Origin of the sequence: Verrucomicrobium sp. 3C (assembly GCF_000379365.1) — a bacterium.
Taxonomy (GTDB): Bacteria; Verrucomicrobiota; Verrucomicrobiia; order Methylacidiphilales; family Methylacidiphilaceae; genus Methylacidimicrobium.
Genome location: NZ_KB901876.1, coordinates 92,607 through 104,965, shown reverse-complemented (window position 1 = coordinate 104,965; position 12,359 = coordinate 92,607). Strand labels below are relative to the sequence as shown.

11 protein-coding genes and 1 pseudogene are annotated in these 12,359 nt (G+C 60.3%); 4 read left to right on the top strand and 8 right to left on the bottom strand.

What is annotated here, in order from left to right:
- Positions 1-282 precede the first annotated feature (282 nt).
- Both A37A_RS0111310 and A37A_RS0111305 read right to left on the bottom strand, forming a co-directional pair.
- On the bottom strand, positions 283-1,020 hold the full coding sequence (locus A37A_RS0111310) for a methyltransferase domain-containing protein (RefSeq protein WP_018291610.1): 738 nt from the start codon (positions 1,018-1,020) through the stop codon (positions 283-285).
- Positions 1,017-2,246: a hypothetical protein gene (locus A37A_RS0111305; RefSeq protein ID WP_020494353.1), complete on the bottom strand. Its 1,230-nt coding sequence runs from the start codon at positions 2,244-2,246 to the stop codon at positions 1,017-1,019. Before A37A_RS0111305 ends, A37A_RS0111310 begins: the two co-directional genes overlap by 4 nt.
- A 278-nt stretch (positions 2,247-2,524) precedes the next feature.
- Here A37A_RS0111305 and A37A_RS0111300 point away from each other — a divergent pair, with 278 nt between their 5' ends.
- A complete protein-coding gene (locus A37A_RS0111300; RefSeq protein ID WP_040889225.1) occupies positions 2,525-3,595 on the top strand; it encodes a hypothetical protein in 1,071 nt (356 codons plus the stop codon).
- Between the two features lie 100 nt (positions 3,596-3,695).
- Here the strand turns inward: A37A_RS0111300 and A37A_RS17270 are convergent, their stop codons facing one another.
- Entirely contained in the window at positions 3,696-4,172 is a 477-nt protein-coding gene (locus A37A_RS17270) for a TPM domain-containing protein (RefSeq protein ID WP_018291607.1), read from the bottom strand.
- On the bottom strand, positions 4,172-5,215 hold the full coding sequence (locus tag A37A_RS18465; protein WP_155996654.1) for a YgcG family protein: 1,044 nt from the start codon (positions 5,213-5,215) through the stop codon (positions 4,172-4,174). Before A37A_RS18465 ends, A37A_RS17270 begins: the two co-directional genes overlap by 1 nt.
- A 247-nt stretch (positions 5,216-5,462) precedes the next feature.
- On the opposite strand from A37A_RS18465, the gene A37A_RS0111285 reads away from it, so the two are divergent.
- Together A37A_RS0111285 and A37A_RS0111280 are read left to right on the top strand one after the other, a co-directional pair.
- A complete protein-coding gene (locus tag A37A_RS0111285; protein WP_018291605.1) occupies positions 5,463-6,530 on the top strand; it encodes a class 1 fructose-bisphosphatase in 1,068 nt (355 codons plus the stop codon).
- A 17-nt stretch (positions 6,531-6,547) separates the two neighbouring features.
- Positions 6,548-7,423: a phosphoribulokinase gene (locus A37A_RS0111280; RefSeq protein ID WP_018291604.1), complete on the top strand. Its 876-nt coding sequence runs from the start codon at positions 6,548-6,550 to the stop codon at positions 7,421-7,423.
- 82 nt (positions 7,424-7,505) lie between these two features.
- On the opposite strand, the gene A37A_RS17260 is transcribed toward A37A_RS0111280, so the two are convergent.
- The 4 genes from A37A_RS17260 to A37A_RS0111265 all read right to left on the bottom strand — a co-directional run bounded on the left by A37A_RS17260 (position 7,506) and on the right by A37A_RS0111265 (position 10,923).
- The gene (locus A37A_RS17260) at positions 7,506-8,540 is read right to left on the bottom strand and encodes an alkaline phosphatase family protein (RefSeq protein ID WP_155996653.1); all 1,035 of its coding nucleotides are present in this window, start codon (positions 8,538-8,540) and stop codon (positions 7,506-7,508) included.
- Positions 8,425-8,826, bottom strand: a complete 402-nt coding sequence (locus A37A_RS22175; protein ID WP_369324019.1) for an alkaline phosphatase family protein — start codon at positions 8,824-8,826, stop codon at positions 8,425-8,427. Before A37A_RS22175 ends, A37A_RS17260 begins: the two co-directional genes overlap by 116 nt.
- A 112-nt stretch (positions 8,827-8,938) precedes the next feature.
- Complete coding sequence (locus A37A_RS0111270; protein ID WP_018291603.1) at positions 8,939-9,667, bottom strand: hypothetical protein; 729 nt, start codon at positions 9,665-9,667, stop codon at positions 8,939-8,941.
- Positions 9,668-9,714: 47 nt separating this feature from the next.
- Positions 9,715-10,923 (bottom strand): ISL3 family transposase, encoded by a 1,209-nt coding sequence (locus A37A_RS0111265; protein ID WP_026195800.1) that lies wholly within the window; start codon positions 10,921-10,923, stop codon positions 9,715-9,717.
- A 193-nt stretch (positions 10,924-11,116) separates the two neighbouring features.
- On the opposite strand from A37A_RS0111265, the pseudogene A37A_RS17255 reads away from it, so the two are divergent.
- A pseudogene (locus tag A37A_RS17255) lies at positions 11,117-11,695 on the top strand (DDE-type integrase/transposase/recombinase); the annotation flags it as partial.
- Positions 11,696-12,359: the final 664 nt, after the last annotated feature.

Genomic DNA, 12,359 nt, shown 5'->3' with positions numbered 1-12,359 from the left:
TGAGCGGGGAGTGGAGACGGATGATAGGGAGAGATACTCAGGCACTGCCAGACCGAAAGGGGCAGCTCCCGCTACGGCTCTCCTACGTCGCACCGCGCCACTCCTCGACTCTACCCAAGCGTTCTCCTGCGGCTTGCGCAATGGACCCGGCTGCTTCGTTGGGGCTTGGTTTCTGGCCCTCCTCGCAGTATGTCGTCCTACAGCTTCGGGGGAAAACCGGCACCCCGCCTTGCATCCGGCCTATTCGCGGCGCTCGGGTACGAACTTTGTGAGACAGGCAGGTTAGAAGGGTTTTTTGCGCCACAGGGTGGCCTCAGGAAGACACCACTGAAACTTCCTTGGATGCTCGCGGAGCACGAGCGGCAGATCCCATCTTCGGAGGAGGGTGAAGTGTGGGAGAAGCAACGAATCGACTCTTTGCGAGCCGGGAAGGAGCCAGCGGTCCCGCGACGTATGCTCGGATAGCCAGGAAAAAGGAGAGCTGAGAAGGAGCTGTCCGCCGGGGTGAAGCAGAGCGGGGAGCCGATCGAGGAGTGCCGTGGGATCGGAAACCCGATCGAGGAGATTGGCGGCAAGGACCATATCGAAGCGCTTTTCGAAGGCGGCGGAGAGCGCATCGCCGACTCGAAAGTCGATCCGCTTCGGGCAGACGCCGACGGGAAGGGAAAAGTCCCGATCCTCGATTTGATCCCCCTCCAAAGGAACCGGGCAGCGGATCGAGCCTGCCTCCTGCAGCAGGCGGGCGGCCTGGAGAAAAGTCTCGGAGCGGTCCAGTCCCACGACGCGCCGACAGCGCCGGGAGAGTTCGAAGCAGGAACGACCGACCGCGCAGCCGAGTTCGAGAGCGGTGGGATGGGGGGGGAGCTCTTGCCACCGGAATCCTTCCTGGACGCACCGGACGGGAAAGTCGGCCGCCTCCGAATGGGAAGCGGAACTCGGAAGCTGCCATTCGGCAGGGCCATAATGGAGGATCAGGTACTGGGCGAGGGCGGGGCTCGTCTCGTAGAAGTCGGAGCTCATTCTGTCCGGCCGAGGAGCTTTCGGAAGTAGGGACCGAGCCGATAGTCCTCGAGCAGGATCTGGGTCTCCCCGTTTCGCTCCATCCGCACTTGGGGAACTTGGATATCCGGAGTCTTGAAGGGGGCGAAGAGAATGTCGTCGTGGGTCGCGTTCCGGGGATTGCGGAAGCCCGCAGGCCCGAGCGGTCCCCCGAGGTGGTCGGAGCGGCCGGTCGCAAGGTGAAAGGTCCCGAGGATCTTCTCGTCCTGGATGTCCGGGCCTGCCGGAGGGAGGGACTGGGTTCCGAAGCCGAGCTCACCCACCTCCCCGGCAGCGGGGTCTTCGGCCAGGCGGCGGTTGTAGAGGGCGATTCGGGCTGGATCGCCGCGGAGGAGGCGCGCCGCTTGGGCCCGTCCGCCCGAGACCCGGACGATCGCAGTAGTTCCATCCTCGAGGCGAAGCGGGAAATCTCCTTCCGCTCCCTTTGGCACGAAGTAGACCTCGCCCGCCGGCAAGTTTACGATATCGGGCTGCTCCCCGCGGCAGATCCCATGGCTCTTCTGTGCCTCCGCTCCGCTGGTTTCCAAGGTGAGCGAGAGGGGGCAGCCGTCGATTCGGTAGTCGATGCGGAAGCGGTCGGCTCCGGAAAGGCCGGAGCGCAGGATCTCCGCCTGTCGGCTGACTTTCTCGTAGTCGACGGAGAGCCCTGTGGCGAGGATCGTCCGGTTGAGGCCATGCATGGTCGCGCCGCGAAAACCGAAGGCCTTGGCCTTGGCGCTCAGAGGAGCCGTCGCCGAGAAGCGGGAGAAGCAGAGGAAGATGTCGAAGCGCGGATAGAGGTCCTGATCGAAGAGGAGGCGCTTGCCGACCGCATCAAAGGCTTCTTGGGGCAGATCGAGGTTGCTTCCTCCCGTCTCCGCATAGGCGAAAAGATCGCCTCCCACCAGCCCCAGCTCTTCCCGGACCCCCTTTCGGAGCCCTTCAAAGAAGACTTCGTAGGCGAGCCGCTGCACTGGACGGCCCGGATCCCCCAGGAACGCATGGTCTCGGACCCGTTGCGGATCGGGGAGGTCGATGAGGAGAGCGATCCGCTCTCCGCGGCGCGGCGCGAAGACGGTTCGAAACAGGCGCGAGAGGTCGAAGGGCGGAAACGCGAAAAGGTCCTGGCTCACGGCGAAAGTAAAAATAGGAACGGACCTTCCGGCAAGAAGTGTTCCACGGAAGATCCTAGCCTGCCGATCTCTCAAGCGTTCTCCTGCGGCTTGCGCAATGGGTCCGGCTGCTTCGTTGGGGCTTGGGTTTTTGGGCCCTCCTCGCAGTATGCCGTCGCAGTATGCCGTCATACAGCTCCGGGGAAAACCGGCTCCCCGCCTTGCATTCAGGCCCGTTCGCCGCGCCTCGGGCACGAACTTTGGGAGACATGCAGGCCGTAGCCTTCTCGAAGAGAGGAGAAAGGAACGGCGAGAAGGAGAAAGTGGAAGAACCGGAGCGGAGTGTTAATATTCAACGGAGCACGAAGCAGGCCATGAAAGCGCGGTTTTTTCTTCTCATCCCGTTCGATATGGGACTGGAGCTCGACTTCCGGGAGCCGGAGACCAAGGGGCTCATGAAGCAGTTCGCCCGACCGAGGACGGAGCCCGTTACGTTTCGGGGAACCCTGTTGGCCGAGGGCGATGCGGTGGCCCGGATCTATAACTTCGGGGTCGGCATCCTTCAACTCTCCTTCTCTGTCCAGGGGAACTTGAATTTCTATGCAAACCTTGCCTCCCGGATCGATTCGCTCCGGCTCGGCAAGGCTCCGATCCCCGATTGGGCTCGCGCGACCATCGGCGAGGTGCTCGCCGAGGCGAAGGAGTTCGCTACCTATCGGTATGACTTCCGGCTGGAGGAGGTCCAGGTGTTTCCCATCCTGTCGTTGGAGCCGGGGGTCGTCGGGGATGCCGAGGCCTTTCTTCGGGAGAACCGGAAGACCTTGTACGGAATGGTCAGCGGCGAGCCGAACTACGACATCCTTTCCTCGTTCGTTCTGGATCAGGAGAAGCTCGTGAACTTCGGCTATTATGAAAACGAGCTCATTCTCATCAAGCGTTTCGGCGCGGTCGTCTCTTCCCAGGAGTCCGGGACGATCTTGGATATGATCCGGCTCGCCTACGCGGTCTACTGGAACCTCCGGTCCTACAACTCTCTTCTCGACCGCGAGATCGGGCGGGCCCGGGGGCTGGTGGCTCATCTTCCTCCCTGGCATAAATTCTGGGTGATGCCTCGCTGGTACGAACGCTTTTCGAGCGAGGCGATGGACTTCGTTCGTGACAAGCTGGCGATCGTCGAATCGCTATACCAGGTATTTGGCAATGTCCTGCGGATCGATTCGGATTGGCATCTGCGGACGATCCATCGCTACGTCGAGCAGGTCTTCGACATCGGAGATCTCTCGAAAGCGGTCAACGCGAAGCTCGACCGGATCGAGCAGTGCTACAGCTCGGCCCAGGACTTCATCTCCACGAACTTCTTCATCGCAGTGGAGATTCTTTTGATGCTTTCTTTTGCCTGGATGATTTTCGACACGGCCCTGCTGTTCGTGATCGCGCACAAGTGAGCGCGAGCGGCGGGAACTCCTCTGCGCTTCAGCGGTTCGTCCTTTCGTCAGAAACGGTGCGGTCGTGATCGAAGGCGGAGGGGTCACCAGAAGGAGGGGCTCAGCTCTCGGCCTGGACCGGAAAATATTGGCGGAGCAGCGCCGCGACCGCGCGGATCGCCTCGAGGCTCCCTTCCAGGAAGCGTCCTCTCCGGAACTCGGCCTCCATCCCGGAGCAGATCGCCTGCCATCGCGCTTCTCCAACCAGGCGATGAACGGCTCGATCGGCCACGAGCTCGATGCTTCGATCGGCCAGCAGCACGTAGAGCAGGACCCCGCTATTCTTCTCGGTGTCCCAGACGCCCAATTGCCCAAAGAGCTCCCAGGCGCGGTCCCGGGGTGTCACCCCGTGCAGGAGCTGCCACCAGTCGAGCGCCGGTTCGACGACGAAGCAGATCTCCCCGTCGTAGGTCTGCTTCTCCCGATCGAGAGCCGCCTCGAGGCGAACCAGCGAGCTGGCAGGAAAGTCGCGGGCCGCCCACCGGCAGCCAGCCATCCAGTGGCGGAGGAAGCGATGGATTCCTTCGATCTTCCCCATCACCACCTCGCGGAAGCGGCTCCGCAGCCCTTGGGAGGTTCTTGCCCATCCCGCGCGCCGCCGGCGACACTCCGCGTGCGGAAGCGGGAAGACTCTCTTCCATGGCGCCATAAGACGGAGCGGGCCTTCCCGCTCAGAGAGCCGGCAAAGAGAAAGGTGAGAATCGAGGAGAGAAAAGCGCACAAGAGGCTCGTCCAGAAGCTTCCGAAAAGAGCCCAGCCGGCAATCGCGCCGGTGCCTGCGGCGAGCAGTGGTCCAAGCAGGGGACCGAAGAGGCTTCCGATGACGAGCAGGAGAACGAGGAGGGCCGCCAGAGAGGGGATTCGATGGGGCGTCTGGGCTTGTTTAGGTTCCGGATGCCTCTGGAGGGGGGGGAGCGGCTCTCCTGAGATTTTTGCGAGGATCGCTTCGATTCCGATCGAAATTCCGGAGAAGAATTGTCCGGTTTTGAAGAACGGAAGGATCCTCTCCTCAATGATCCGCTTGGCTTCGGCATCGGAGATCGTCTCTTCCAGGCCATAGCCGATCTCCATCCGAACGGTCCGCTCCCCGGTCACGATGAGGAGCAGGATTCCGTCGTCGAGCCCCTTGCGACCGAGCTTCCACTTCTCCAGGACGCGGATGCCATAGCTTTCGCCTGACTCGGGCCGGGTGCTCCCCACGATGAGGACGGCCACTTGACTCCCCTTCTGTCGGGCAAAGCGGCCAAGCTCCCTTTCGAGCGAGCTCCGCTCCCGGCGGGAGAGTAGCCGCACCTGGTCGACCACGTAGCTCCCGAACGCGGGAATCGGAGCTAATTCGGGTTCTTCGGCCTCCTGTTGGGCGCAGAGAGCGTTCCCGGCGAGCCAAAAAGTGGGGAGGAGGAAGCAAGCGAGCCGTAAGAGCCGAGCAACTCTTGCGGACGAGGCAGGACGAAGAGGGTGCCCTGCGGGGACGGCGGCGGGCTTGGGAGAAGGCGGACGCTTGGCGATCAGACCCCAAAGGGTTCTCCTGGCAGAGCCCGCTACTCGAAAACAAGCGAATGTCGATTGCCCGCCGGCCATGATGCCGCTACTCCTAATCCGGGGAAGACAGAGAAGCAAGCTATCCGAATTCGCGGCGAGGGGCTTCGGGGCGAGAATCTTTTGCCTCGCCAAGAAACGGGATTGCCGAGCGAAGGAAAAACCTGCTTACTAGAGATTGCTACATTTCTCCTAGGATGGAGGCTGAGGGGTTTGCCTCTTCGAGGAGAATGCGAAATGGGTTTAATGATCGCCGCTCCTTTGGGCGGCAAGGGGAGAAGGAGAAGAGATGCCCTTTCATCGGGCCACGTTGAGTACATTCCTAATCGACGAGCGGCGTCGAACGCCCAACTTCGAACCGGAGTTGGCTGGGTTGATCAAGGATGTGGAGGTCGCTTGTAAATATATCGCCTCTGCGGTCTCTCGCGGAAATCTCGCCGAGGCGAAGGTCAGCACGGGGGTCAACATCCAGGGCGAGGAGCAGAAGCCCCTCGATGTGATCGCCAATGAAATGGTCCTTCAGACCTGCGACTCGACGGAGCAGCTCCTCGGTCTGGTTTCGGAAGAGATGGAGGGCCCTTATGCGATCCCGCAGAGGCGTAGCGGCCGCTATCTGCTGGTTTACGACCCGCTGGACGGATCCTCCAATCTCGATCTGAACTTGACGGTCGGCACGATCTTCTCGGTGTTGCGTGCCCCGGAAGGAGCCGGGGAGCCCAAGCCCGAGCATTTCTTGCAGCCGGGATGCTCTCAGGTGGCAGCGGGCTTTACCCTGTATGGGCCCAGCGTGATGCTGATCCTGACCCTGGGACGCGGTGTCCATGGCTTTACGCTCGACCGGGAGGTTGGAACCTTCATCCTCACGCATCCCGACCTGCGCATTCCGGAAGAGACGCGCGAGTTTGCGATCAATGCCTCCAACGAGCGTTTCTGGGAAGCTCCCGTCCGCCACTACGTGGAGGAGTGCAAGCTGGGGAAGAGCGGGCCGCGGGGCATGGATTTCAACATGCGCTGGGTAGCCTCGATGGTCGCCGAGGTCTACCGGATCCTGATTCGCGGCGGGCTCTTCATGTACCCTCGGGACACCAAGGATCCAAGCAAGGGAGGGCGGCTGCGCCTTTTGTACGAGGCCAATCCGATGAGCATGATCGTGGAGCAGGCGGGTGGGGCGGCCTCGACGGGGCGGGAGAGGATTCTCGAGGTCAAGCCCAGCGCCCTGCATCAGCGGATTCCGGTCATCCTGGGATCGCGCAGCGAGGTGGAGCGTCTTGTGCGCTACCATCAAGCCCATGACCGAGGCGAGGAATTGACCTTTAAATCCCCGCTGTTTGGCCATCGGTCGATCTTTCAAAGCTAGCCAGAGGATTTCATCGCATGTCAGCCAAGCATCCTATCGTCGCCGTTACCGGGTCGTCGGGGGCCGGCACCACGACCGTCAAAACCGCCTTCCAGCATATCTTCCGGCGGGAAGGCATTAACTCCTGGGTCGTCGAGGGGGACGCCTTCCACCGGTACAACCGCGTCGAAATGAAGGCCCGGAGGGAAGAGATGGAGAAGAAGGGCGACCGCCATTTCAGCCATTTCGGACCGGAGGCCAACCTTTTCGAAGAGCTGGAAAAGCTCTTTCGGAGCTACGGGGAGACCGGAACCGGAAAGGTTCGCAGGTACCTGCATAATGAGGAGGAAGCCGCGCCGTACAAGCAAGAGCCCGGCACCTTCACCCCATGGGAAGATATTCCGGAAGGGACGGACCTCCTCTTTTACGAAGGGCTCCACGGAGCGGTGGTCACGGACAAGGTCGACGTGGCGCGCCATGCCGATCTTCTGATGGGCGTCGTGCCGATCATCAACCTCGAGTGGATCCAAAAGATCCACCGGGACAAGAAGGAGAGGGGCTACTCCCAGGAAGCAATCGTCCACACGATCCTGCGCCGCATGCCGGACTACGTCCACTATATCTGCCCGCAGTTTTCGCACACCCATGTTAACTTCCAGCGGGTGCCGACGGTCGATACCTCGAATCCATTCATTGCACGGGATATTCCCTCACCGGACGAGAGCATGCTGGTGATCCGCTTTCGGAACCCCAAGGAGATCGACTTCTCCTATCTCCTTTCCATGCTCAGCGGCTCATTCATGTCCCGGCCGAACACGATCGCCTGCCCCGGGGGGAAGATGCCGCTGGCGATGGAGTTGATCTTCACCCCGATGATCTGGAAGCTGATGCACCGGAAGAAGCAGGCCCGGTAAGCGCTTTCGGGAGCAAGGGTGAGCGTTCGGACAGGAGTGAGCCGTTACTCCCAGTGAAAAACCGGTTTGCGGGCGGAGTCGGCTAGTTCTTCTTCCAATCGAGGGACTCCGCCAAGTTGGCCGCCTTCGCGTCCCGATCGGCCAGAGGCTTCAGTCCAAAGCGCCACTCGAGCATGCGGAGAAAGGAGACGCTTTCACAGCTGCGGTGATCGACCGTTTCTTTTCGCGTGTAGGGGGAAATCAGGACCGCCGGGACCCTGGGCCCAGGACCCCACCGGTCTCCCGCCGGCGGGGCGACATGGTCCCAAAAGCCGCCATACTCGTCGTAGGTGAGGAGAATCACACACCGGGACCAGTAGGGGGAGTCCTGAATTGACCGGACGAGCGCAAGGACGTGCTTCTGGCCCTCTTCGAGGTTCGAATAACCGGGGTGCTCGTTTTCTTTCCCCAGGGGCTTTACGAAGCAGACCGCCGGGAGACGGCCGTTCTTCAAATCCGCAAGAAAATCGACTTCGTCCTTGAGATGAAGCTTTCCCTCCGGAGTCTGCGGACTGTAGCGGGCGAAATAGGCGAAAGGCTGGTGGTGGAATTTGAAGGTGGGTGCGGCGTGTCCTGCGACTGCGTCCCGCCAGCCGCCCGAATACCAGGCCCAGGAGACGCCGGCCTCGCTCAGCCGGTCGCCGATCGTTGGAGCGGTGAGCGGGGGGAGTAGTTGGTCTTGCGGAGTGCTGGCCTTGTGGGGTGCCTGGACTCCTTGCACCGATCCCACCACGTAGCCATCGGGCGTGATCTTGCCGTCTTTATGGAGCCCCGTCAGGCGGCCCGCTGCGTCCAGGACAGGCTCGGCGACCCATTCGCCCGGAGCGCTGTCGGGCCACCGAGGGGTCTGGCAGGATACCAGCCAGATGTGGTTGAGGAAGGAGGAGCCAAAGGCGCTCTGGAAGAAATGATCGAGCACGGTGTACTCCCGGGCGAGGGAAAAGAGGGGGAGGCTCTTGGTCTCATAATAGCCCATCGGAAGGACTCCGGTGGTTCCCCAGGCGACATATTGGTTGTTGGCTCCGCCGGCAATCTGGAGTTGGCAGTGGTAGAAGGAGTGAGTCGGATCGGGGGTCAACTCGCGCAGCGAGACATAGGAGAGGAGCGGGAAGGGCCGGTTGGAGAGGGTTTCGGGAAAGCGGCGATCGGGGATGCTCGCTCTTGTCGTCCAGAACCGGAGGGAGCTGCTTGTAGGGAATCCCTGAGCGATCGACCTGGACCGCCGCCTCCCCCGCCTGGGATATGCCGTCAGCACCCGGGAACTCGCCCAGGAGGTTGTCGAAGCTATGGTTTTCCTGGAAGAGAAGGATGAAGTGGTCGACGGGCGCCTCGGCGGGAGGCGGCAGCGCGGCGCCTGCGGCCATTCCGCGGAAGAGCGGAAGGAGAAGGCAGAGGAGGCGCAGGCTGCGCGAGAGAGACCGTCGGGCGAGTCGGGAGATCATAGGTGTTGTCATGGGTTTCTTGGGCATGCGCGGCTCAAAAGCTGGCACCGATGCTCCCGTAGAGCGTGAAGGGCGCTCCCGGATATCCGAGCATGTAGCCCGACTGATAGGCAGAGGGCACGTTGGCGTTTCCTGCGGTCCCGTAGTAGCCGCCGCTGGTGATGTATTCGTAGCCGTTGTAGTTGAGGTCGGTGATGTTCATCAGGGTCAGGTTGAAGTTGATCATCCTCTCCCGCTCGAATAGGCGCATCGGGACCGCCGCGTTGATCGAGGCGTTGAGGGTGTAATATTGGGGCAGCGTCTGATTGCTCGGCGCCCCGGTCTCGTTGTTGAAAACGTACTGCTCCCCGTTGAAGATGAACCAGAGGCTGGTGCGCAGGGAGACCTTGCCGATCTGCTGGATCTGATAGATGCCTCCGGTGAGCATGAGGCTGGGCACATAGGGGACATGGCGGCCATCGTAGTTAATGTTATGCGTGGGGCTCGAAGTCACTACGTAGCTCGTGTAGGTGGCGTTCTCGACCGTGCCGTTCATGAAGAGGTGAAAGGTGCCGATCGGGTTGTCATCGAGGAAGAAGTCGCCACCCTGGTAGATCGAGGTCCCTAGCCCGGTGATCGGCAGGCCGACGAAGTTGACCATGTTGATTGCCTGTTCGGCGAAGCGCAGCCAGAAGTAATTGGCGCCGAAAAGCATATTGTTGAGTCCTGGCATTTTGTCGAAGTGGGTCTTGAACCCCCCGATCGCGTACTGCGCCAGCTCCAACCCATAGTAGGAGGCGGGAATCTTGCCTCTTCGCTGTTTTTCGTGGGTTATGAGGTTACGATGGGAAGATCCAACCTCAGCTTTCCGGCTTTGAGGAAAGCGGCGATCCGCAAGCACCGAAAGCTTCGGAAGCCTCTGGCCATCCTTTTGGCAAGCTGGATGAGTCCGTTGATCGCCTCGATGAGGCCATTGGTCACCCGGCTCTGGAGGAAAGCAAGGACGCCGTCCATGTGCTCTTTGATCGTCTTGGAAAGCTTTCGGAAGGGAGCAAGCCGGCTGCGGTCGGCCCACTGGAGCCACCAGCGGAGCTCTTGGGGATCCTCTTGGGCGAGGATCACTTGCAGAGCCTCCCGCAACCCAATGGTTCTTCCCAGTCGGGGGTAGGCTGCACAAAGGGAAGCACGCAAACTCTTCTGCTCCCTGCTTCGCGTCCATTCGTTGCCTCGCAGCGCCCAGAGGCTTCCCTTCTGCAGCAGCCCCTGACGCACGAACTCCTTGCGTACTTGGTCGACCGCCTCCTCCGCCATCTGCATGAGGTGGAAGCGGTCAAAGACGATGTCCGCCTTGCGGAAGTGCTCCTTGGCTCCGGCAATGTAGGAGGGGCTCATGTCCATGCAGATCAGCNCNATCTGCTCNGGATCCGCTCCGTGCTCCCGCATCTCCTTGGCAAATGCCTCCAAGGTCTCCTTTCCTTTGCCCTCCACCAGGAAGAGGAGCTTCCGGCTGTCCGCGTCGGTAACGGCGGTCACGTAGCGGTGACCCCGCTTGCTGCTTGTCTCGTCGACCANGATCCGCTTCACCCCGCTCCAATCCTCCTTCCGANAGGCCTTTNCCACGTAGTGCTCCAAGATTCTCCACAGCCGGGTGTCCTGCTCCTTGAGCATCTCGGCCACCTGGGAAACCGGCATCTCCTGGGAAAGCATCAGGATGACCGCCTCCATCATCAGGGTAAATCCGCTCCCCGGTCTGGCCCAGGGAACTTCCACCAACCGGACCCCGTGCTCCGGACAGTCCACCCGAGGAACTCGCGCAATCAACTCGGTCTTGTACTGCCAGAAGTTCATGTGCCTCCACCGCTTCTCCACCGTGTCGTGTGCAGGAGAAGGACGCCCGCATTCCGGACAGGGGAACTGATGCCCCTCTCGAAAATCGAGCCAAATCTTCAAGATAGGATCCACCGGAGAAAGTTCGTTTCGAGTCACCTTCCACTCCGGACGCAACGGTAAGGCCATCGCAAAAAGCTTGTTCGCGTCCATGGCCAAAGAATCGGAAAACGCCGCGAACTTGGCCATCCGCTGTCAAGGAGGATCGACGAAGTCGAAGTGTCCTTGACGGCAATTCGCCCGGACTCAAAATCCGTCGAAGACGGATGGCAAGAACACCGTTTCTTGCCATCCCTCAATGGCAAATCTGCCTCCTCCGCCCATTCCATTCAGCGAAGAGCCAGTTTACCTGCCGGGCTATTTTCATGTGGACCTCAAATACCTGCCCCAGATGGCCGACGAGACTTCTCGTCGTTATGTCTTCGTCGCCATCGATCGAGCGACCCGTTGGGTCTTCCTGGCCGTCAAGCGGGCAAAGACCCCAGCGGCCGCCCGCAGCTTCCTCCACGCGCTGGCCAAAGCGGCACCCGTCAAAATCCAAACCATCCTCACCGATAACGGCAAGGAGTTCACCGATCGGGTCTTCGGCCAAGAGCCCAAGGATGCTATCGGATCCCATGAGTTCGACGCGTTCTGCCAAGCATTGGGAATCGAGCACCGCCTGACCAGGCCAAAGAGGCCTCGCACCAATGGCATGGTGGAGCGCTTCAACGGAAGACTGGCGCAGATCCTCCGTACTCATCACTTCCAAAGCTCCCTCGACCTAAAAACCACGCTCCACCGCTACGCTTGGCTCTACAACGAGCACCTCCCTCAAAAATCGCTCAATCATCAAACCCCGCTTCAGGCCCTAAAAACATGGCAACAATCCCATCCGCAGCTCTTCCAAAAAACAGTACGTAATCATCCGGGACCTGACAACTAGTCCTCCTACTGATTTGCGTGCAACTGTCATAAATGCCTGAGTCATAGCGATCAAAGTGTGGGCTGCACAGTAGACAAATCTAAGAATCATCAGCAATCAAAAATGGTGTTACAATTATGTTACGATTATGTTACAATTCAATGTTAGTCGTGTGACAAGAACGTAACGAGAAAGTTACGAGTAAGTTACGTCTATATTACGGGAATGTTACGGAAATGTTACGAAAGGATGGCGAGTTGGTGACGGTTGTGTGACAATAGAGCAGAGAACGCCGGACGATTTTGGAGCGATTAAGCATACTAATGTTCGTGAGGCATCATCCTGATTGATCAATGCCCGGAACCTCTTGGGAAAGAGTTCGCGAGTGGCTTTGCGCCGAATCGACGAGTTCAACGTCCCGGGGAGGGAGAACGCGGGATGTCAGATCTCTTCCTCCCGGTGCTACCGTCCGTCGGCGAGGAAGAGTTTGTTTGGCGGCTTGGAAACGGGCTTGCTCCGACTCAAGTCTGCCGCTTTTGTTCTACTCCGGACCAGGATGCTGCGATCCCGTTGAAGTGCTCCCTAAAAATCCGACCAGTGGTTAAGCTAAGAAAAGGAAGCCACTGGAATGATAGAGAAGACAAGCAAGCGGACGCGTCGCCGGCACAGCGCGGAGTTCAAGGCC

Coding starts and splice junctions, on each gene's coding strand:
- A37A_RS0111300 (WP_040889225.1), top strand. CDS start 2,525: ATGAAAGCGCGGTTTTTTCTTCTCATCCCGTTCGATATGGGACTGGAG.
- A37A_RS22175 (WP_369324019.1), bottom strand. CDS start 8,826: ATGGCCGCAGGCGCCGCGCTGCCGCCTCCCGCCGAGGCGCCCGTCGAC.
- A37A_RS0111285 (WP_018291605.1), top strand. CDS start 5,463: ATGCCCTTTCATCGGGCCACGTTGAGTACATTCCTAATCGACGAGCGG.
- A37A_RS17270 (WP_018291607.1), bottom strand. CDS start 4,172: ATGGGGAAGATCGAAGGAATCCATCGCTTCCTCCGCCACTGGATGGCT.
- A37A_RS18465 (WP_155996654.1), bottom strand. CDS start 5,215: ATGGCCGGCGGGCAATCGACATTCGCTTGTTTTCGAGTAGCGGGCTCT.
- A37A_RS0111280 (WP_018291604.1), top strand. CDS start 6,548: ATGTCAGCCAAGCATCCTATCGTCGCCGTTACCGGGTCGTCGGGGGCC.
- A37A_RS0111310 (WP_018291610.1), bottom strand. CDS start 1,020: ATGAGCTCCGACTTCTACGAGACGAGCCCCGCCCTCGCCCAGTACCTG.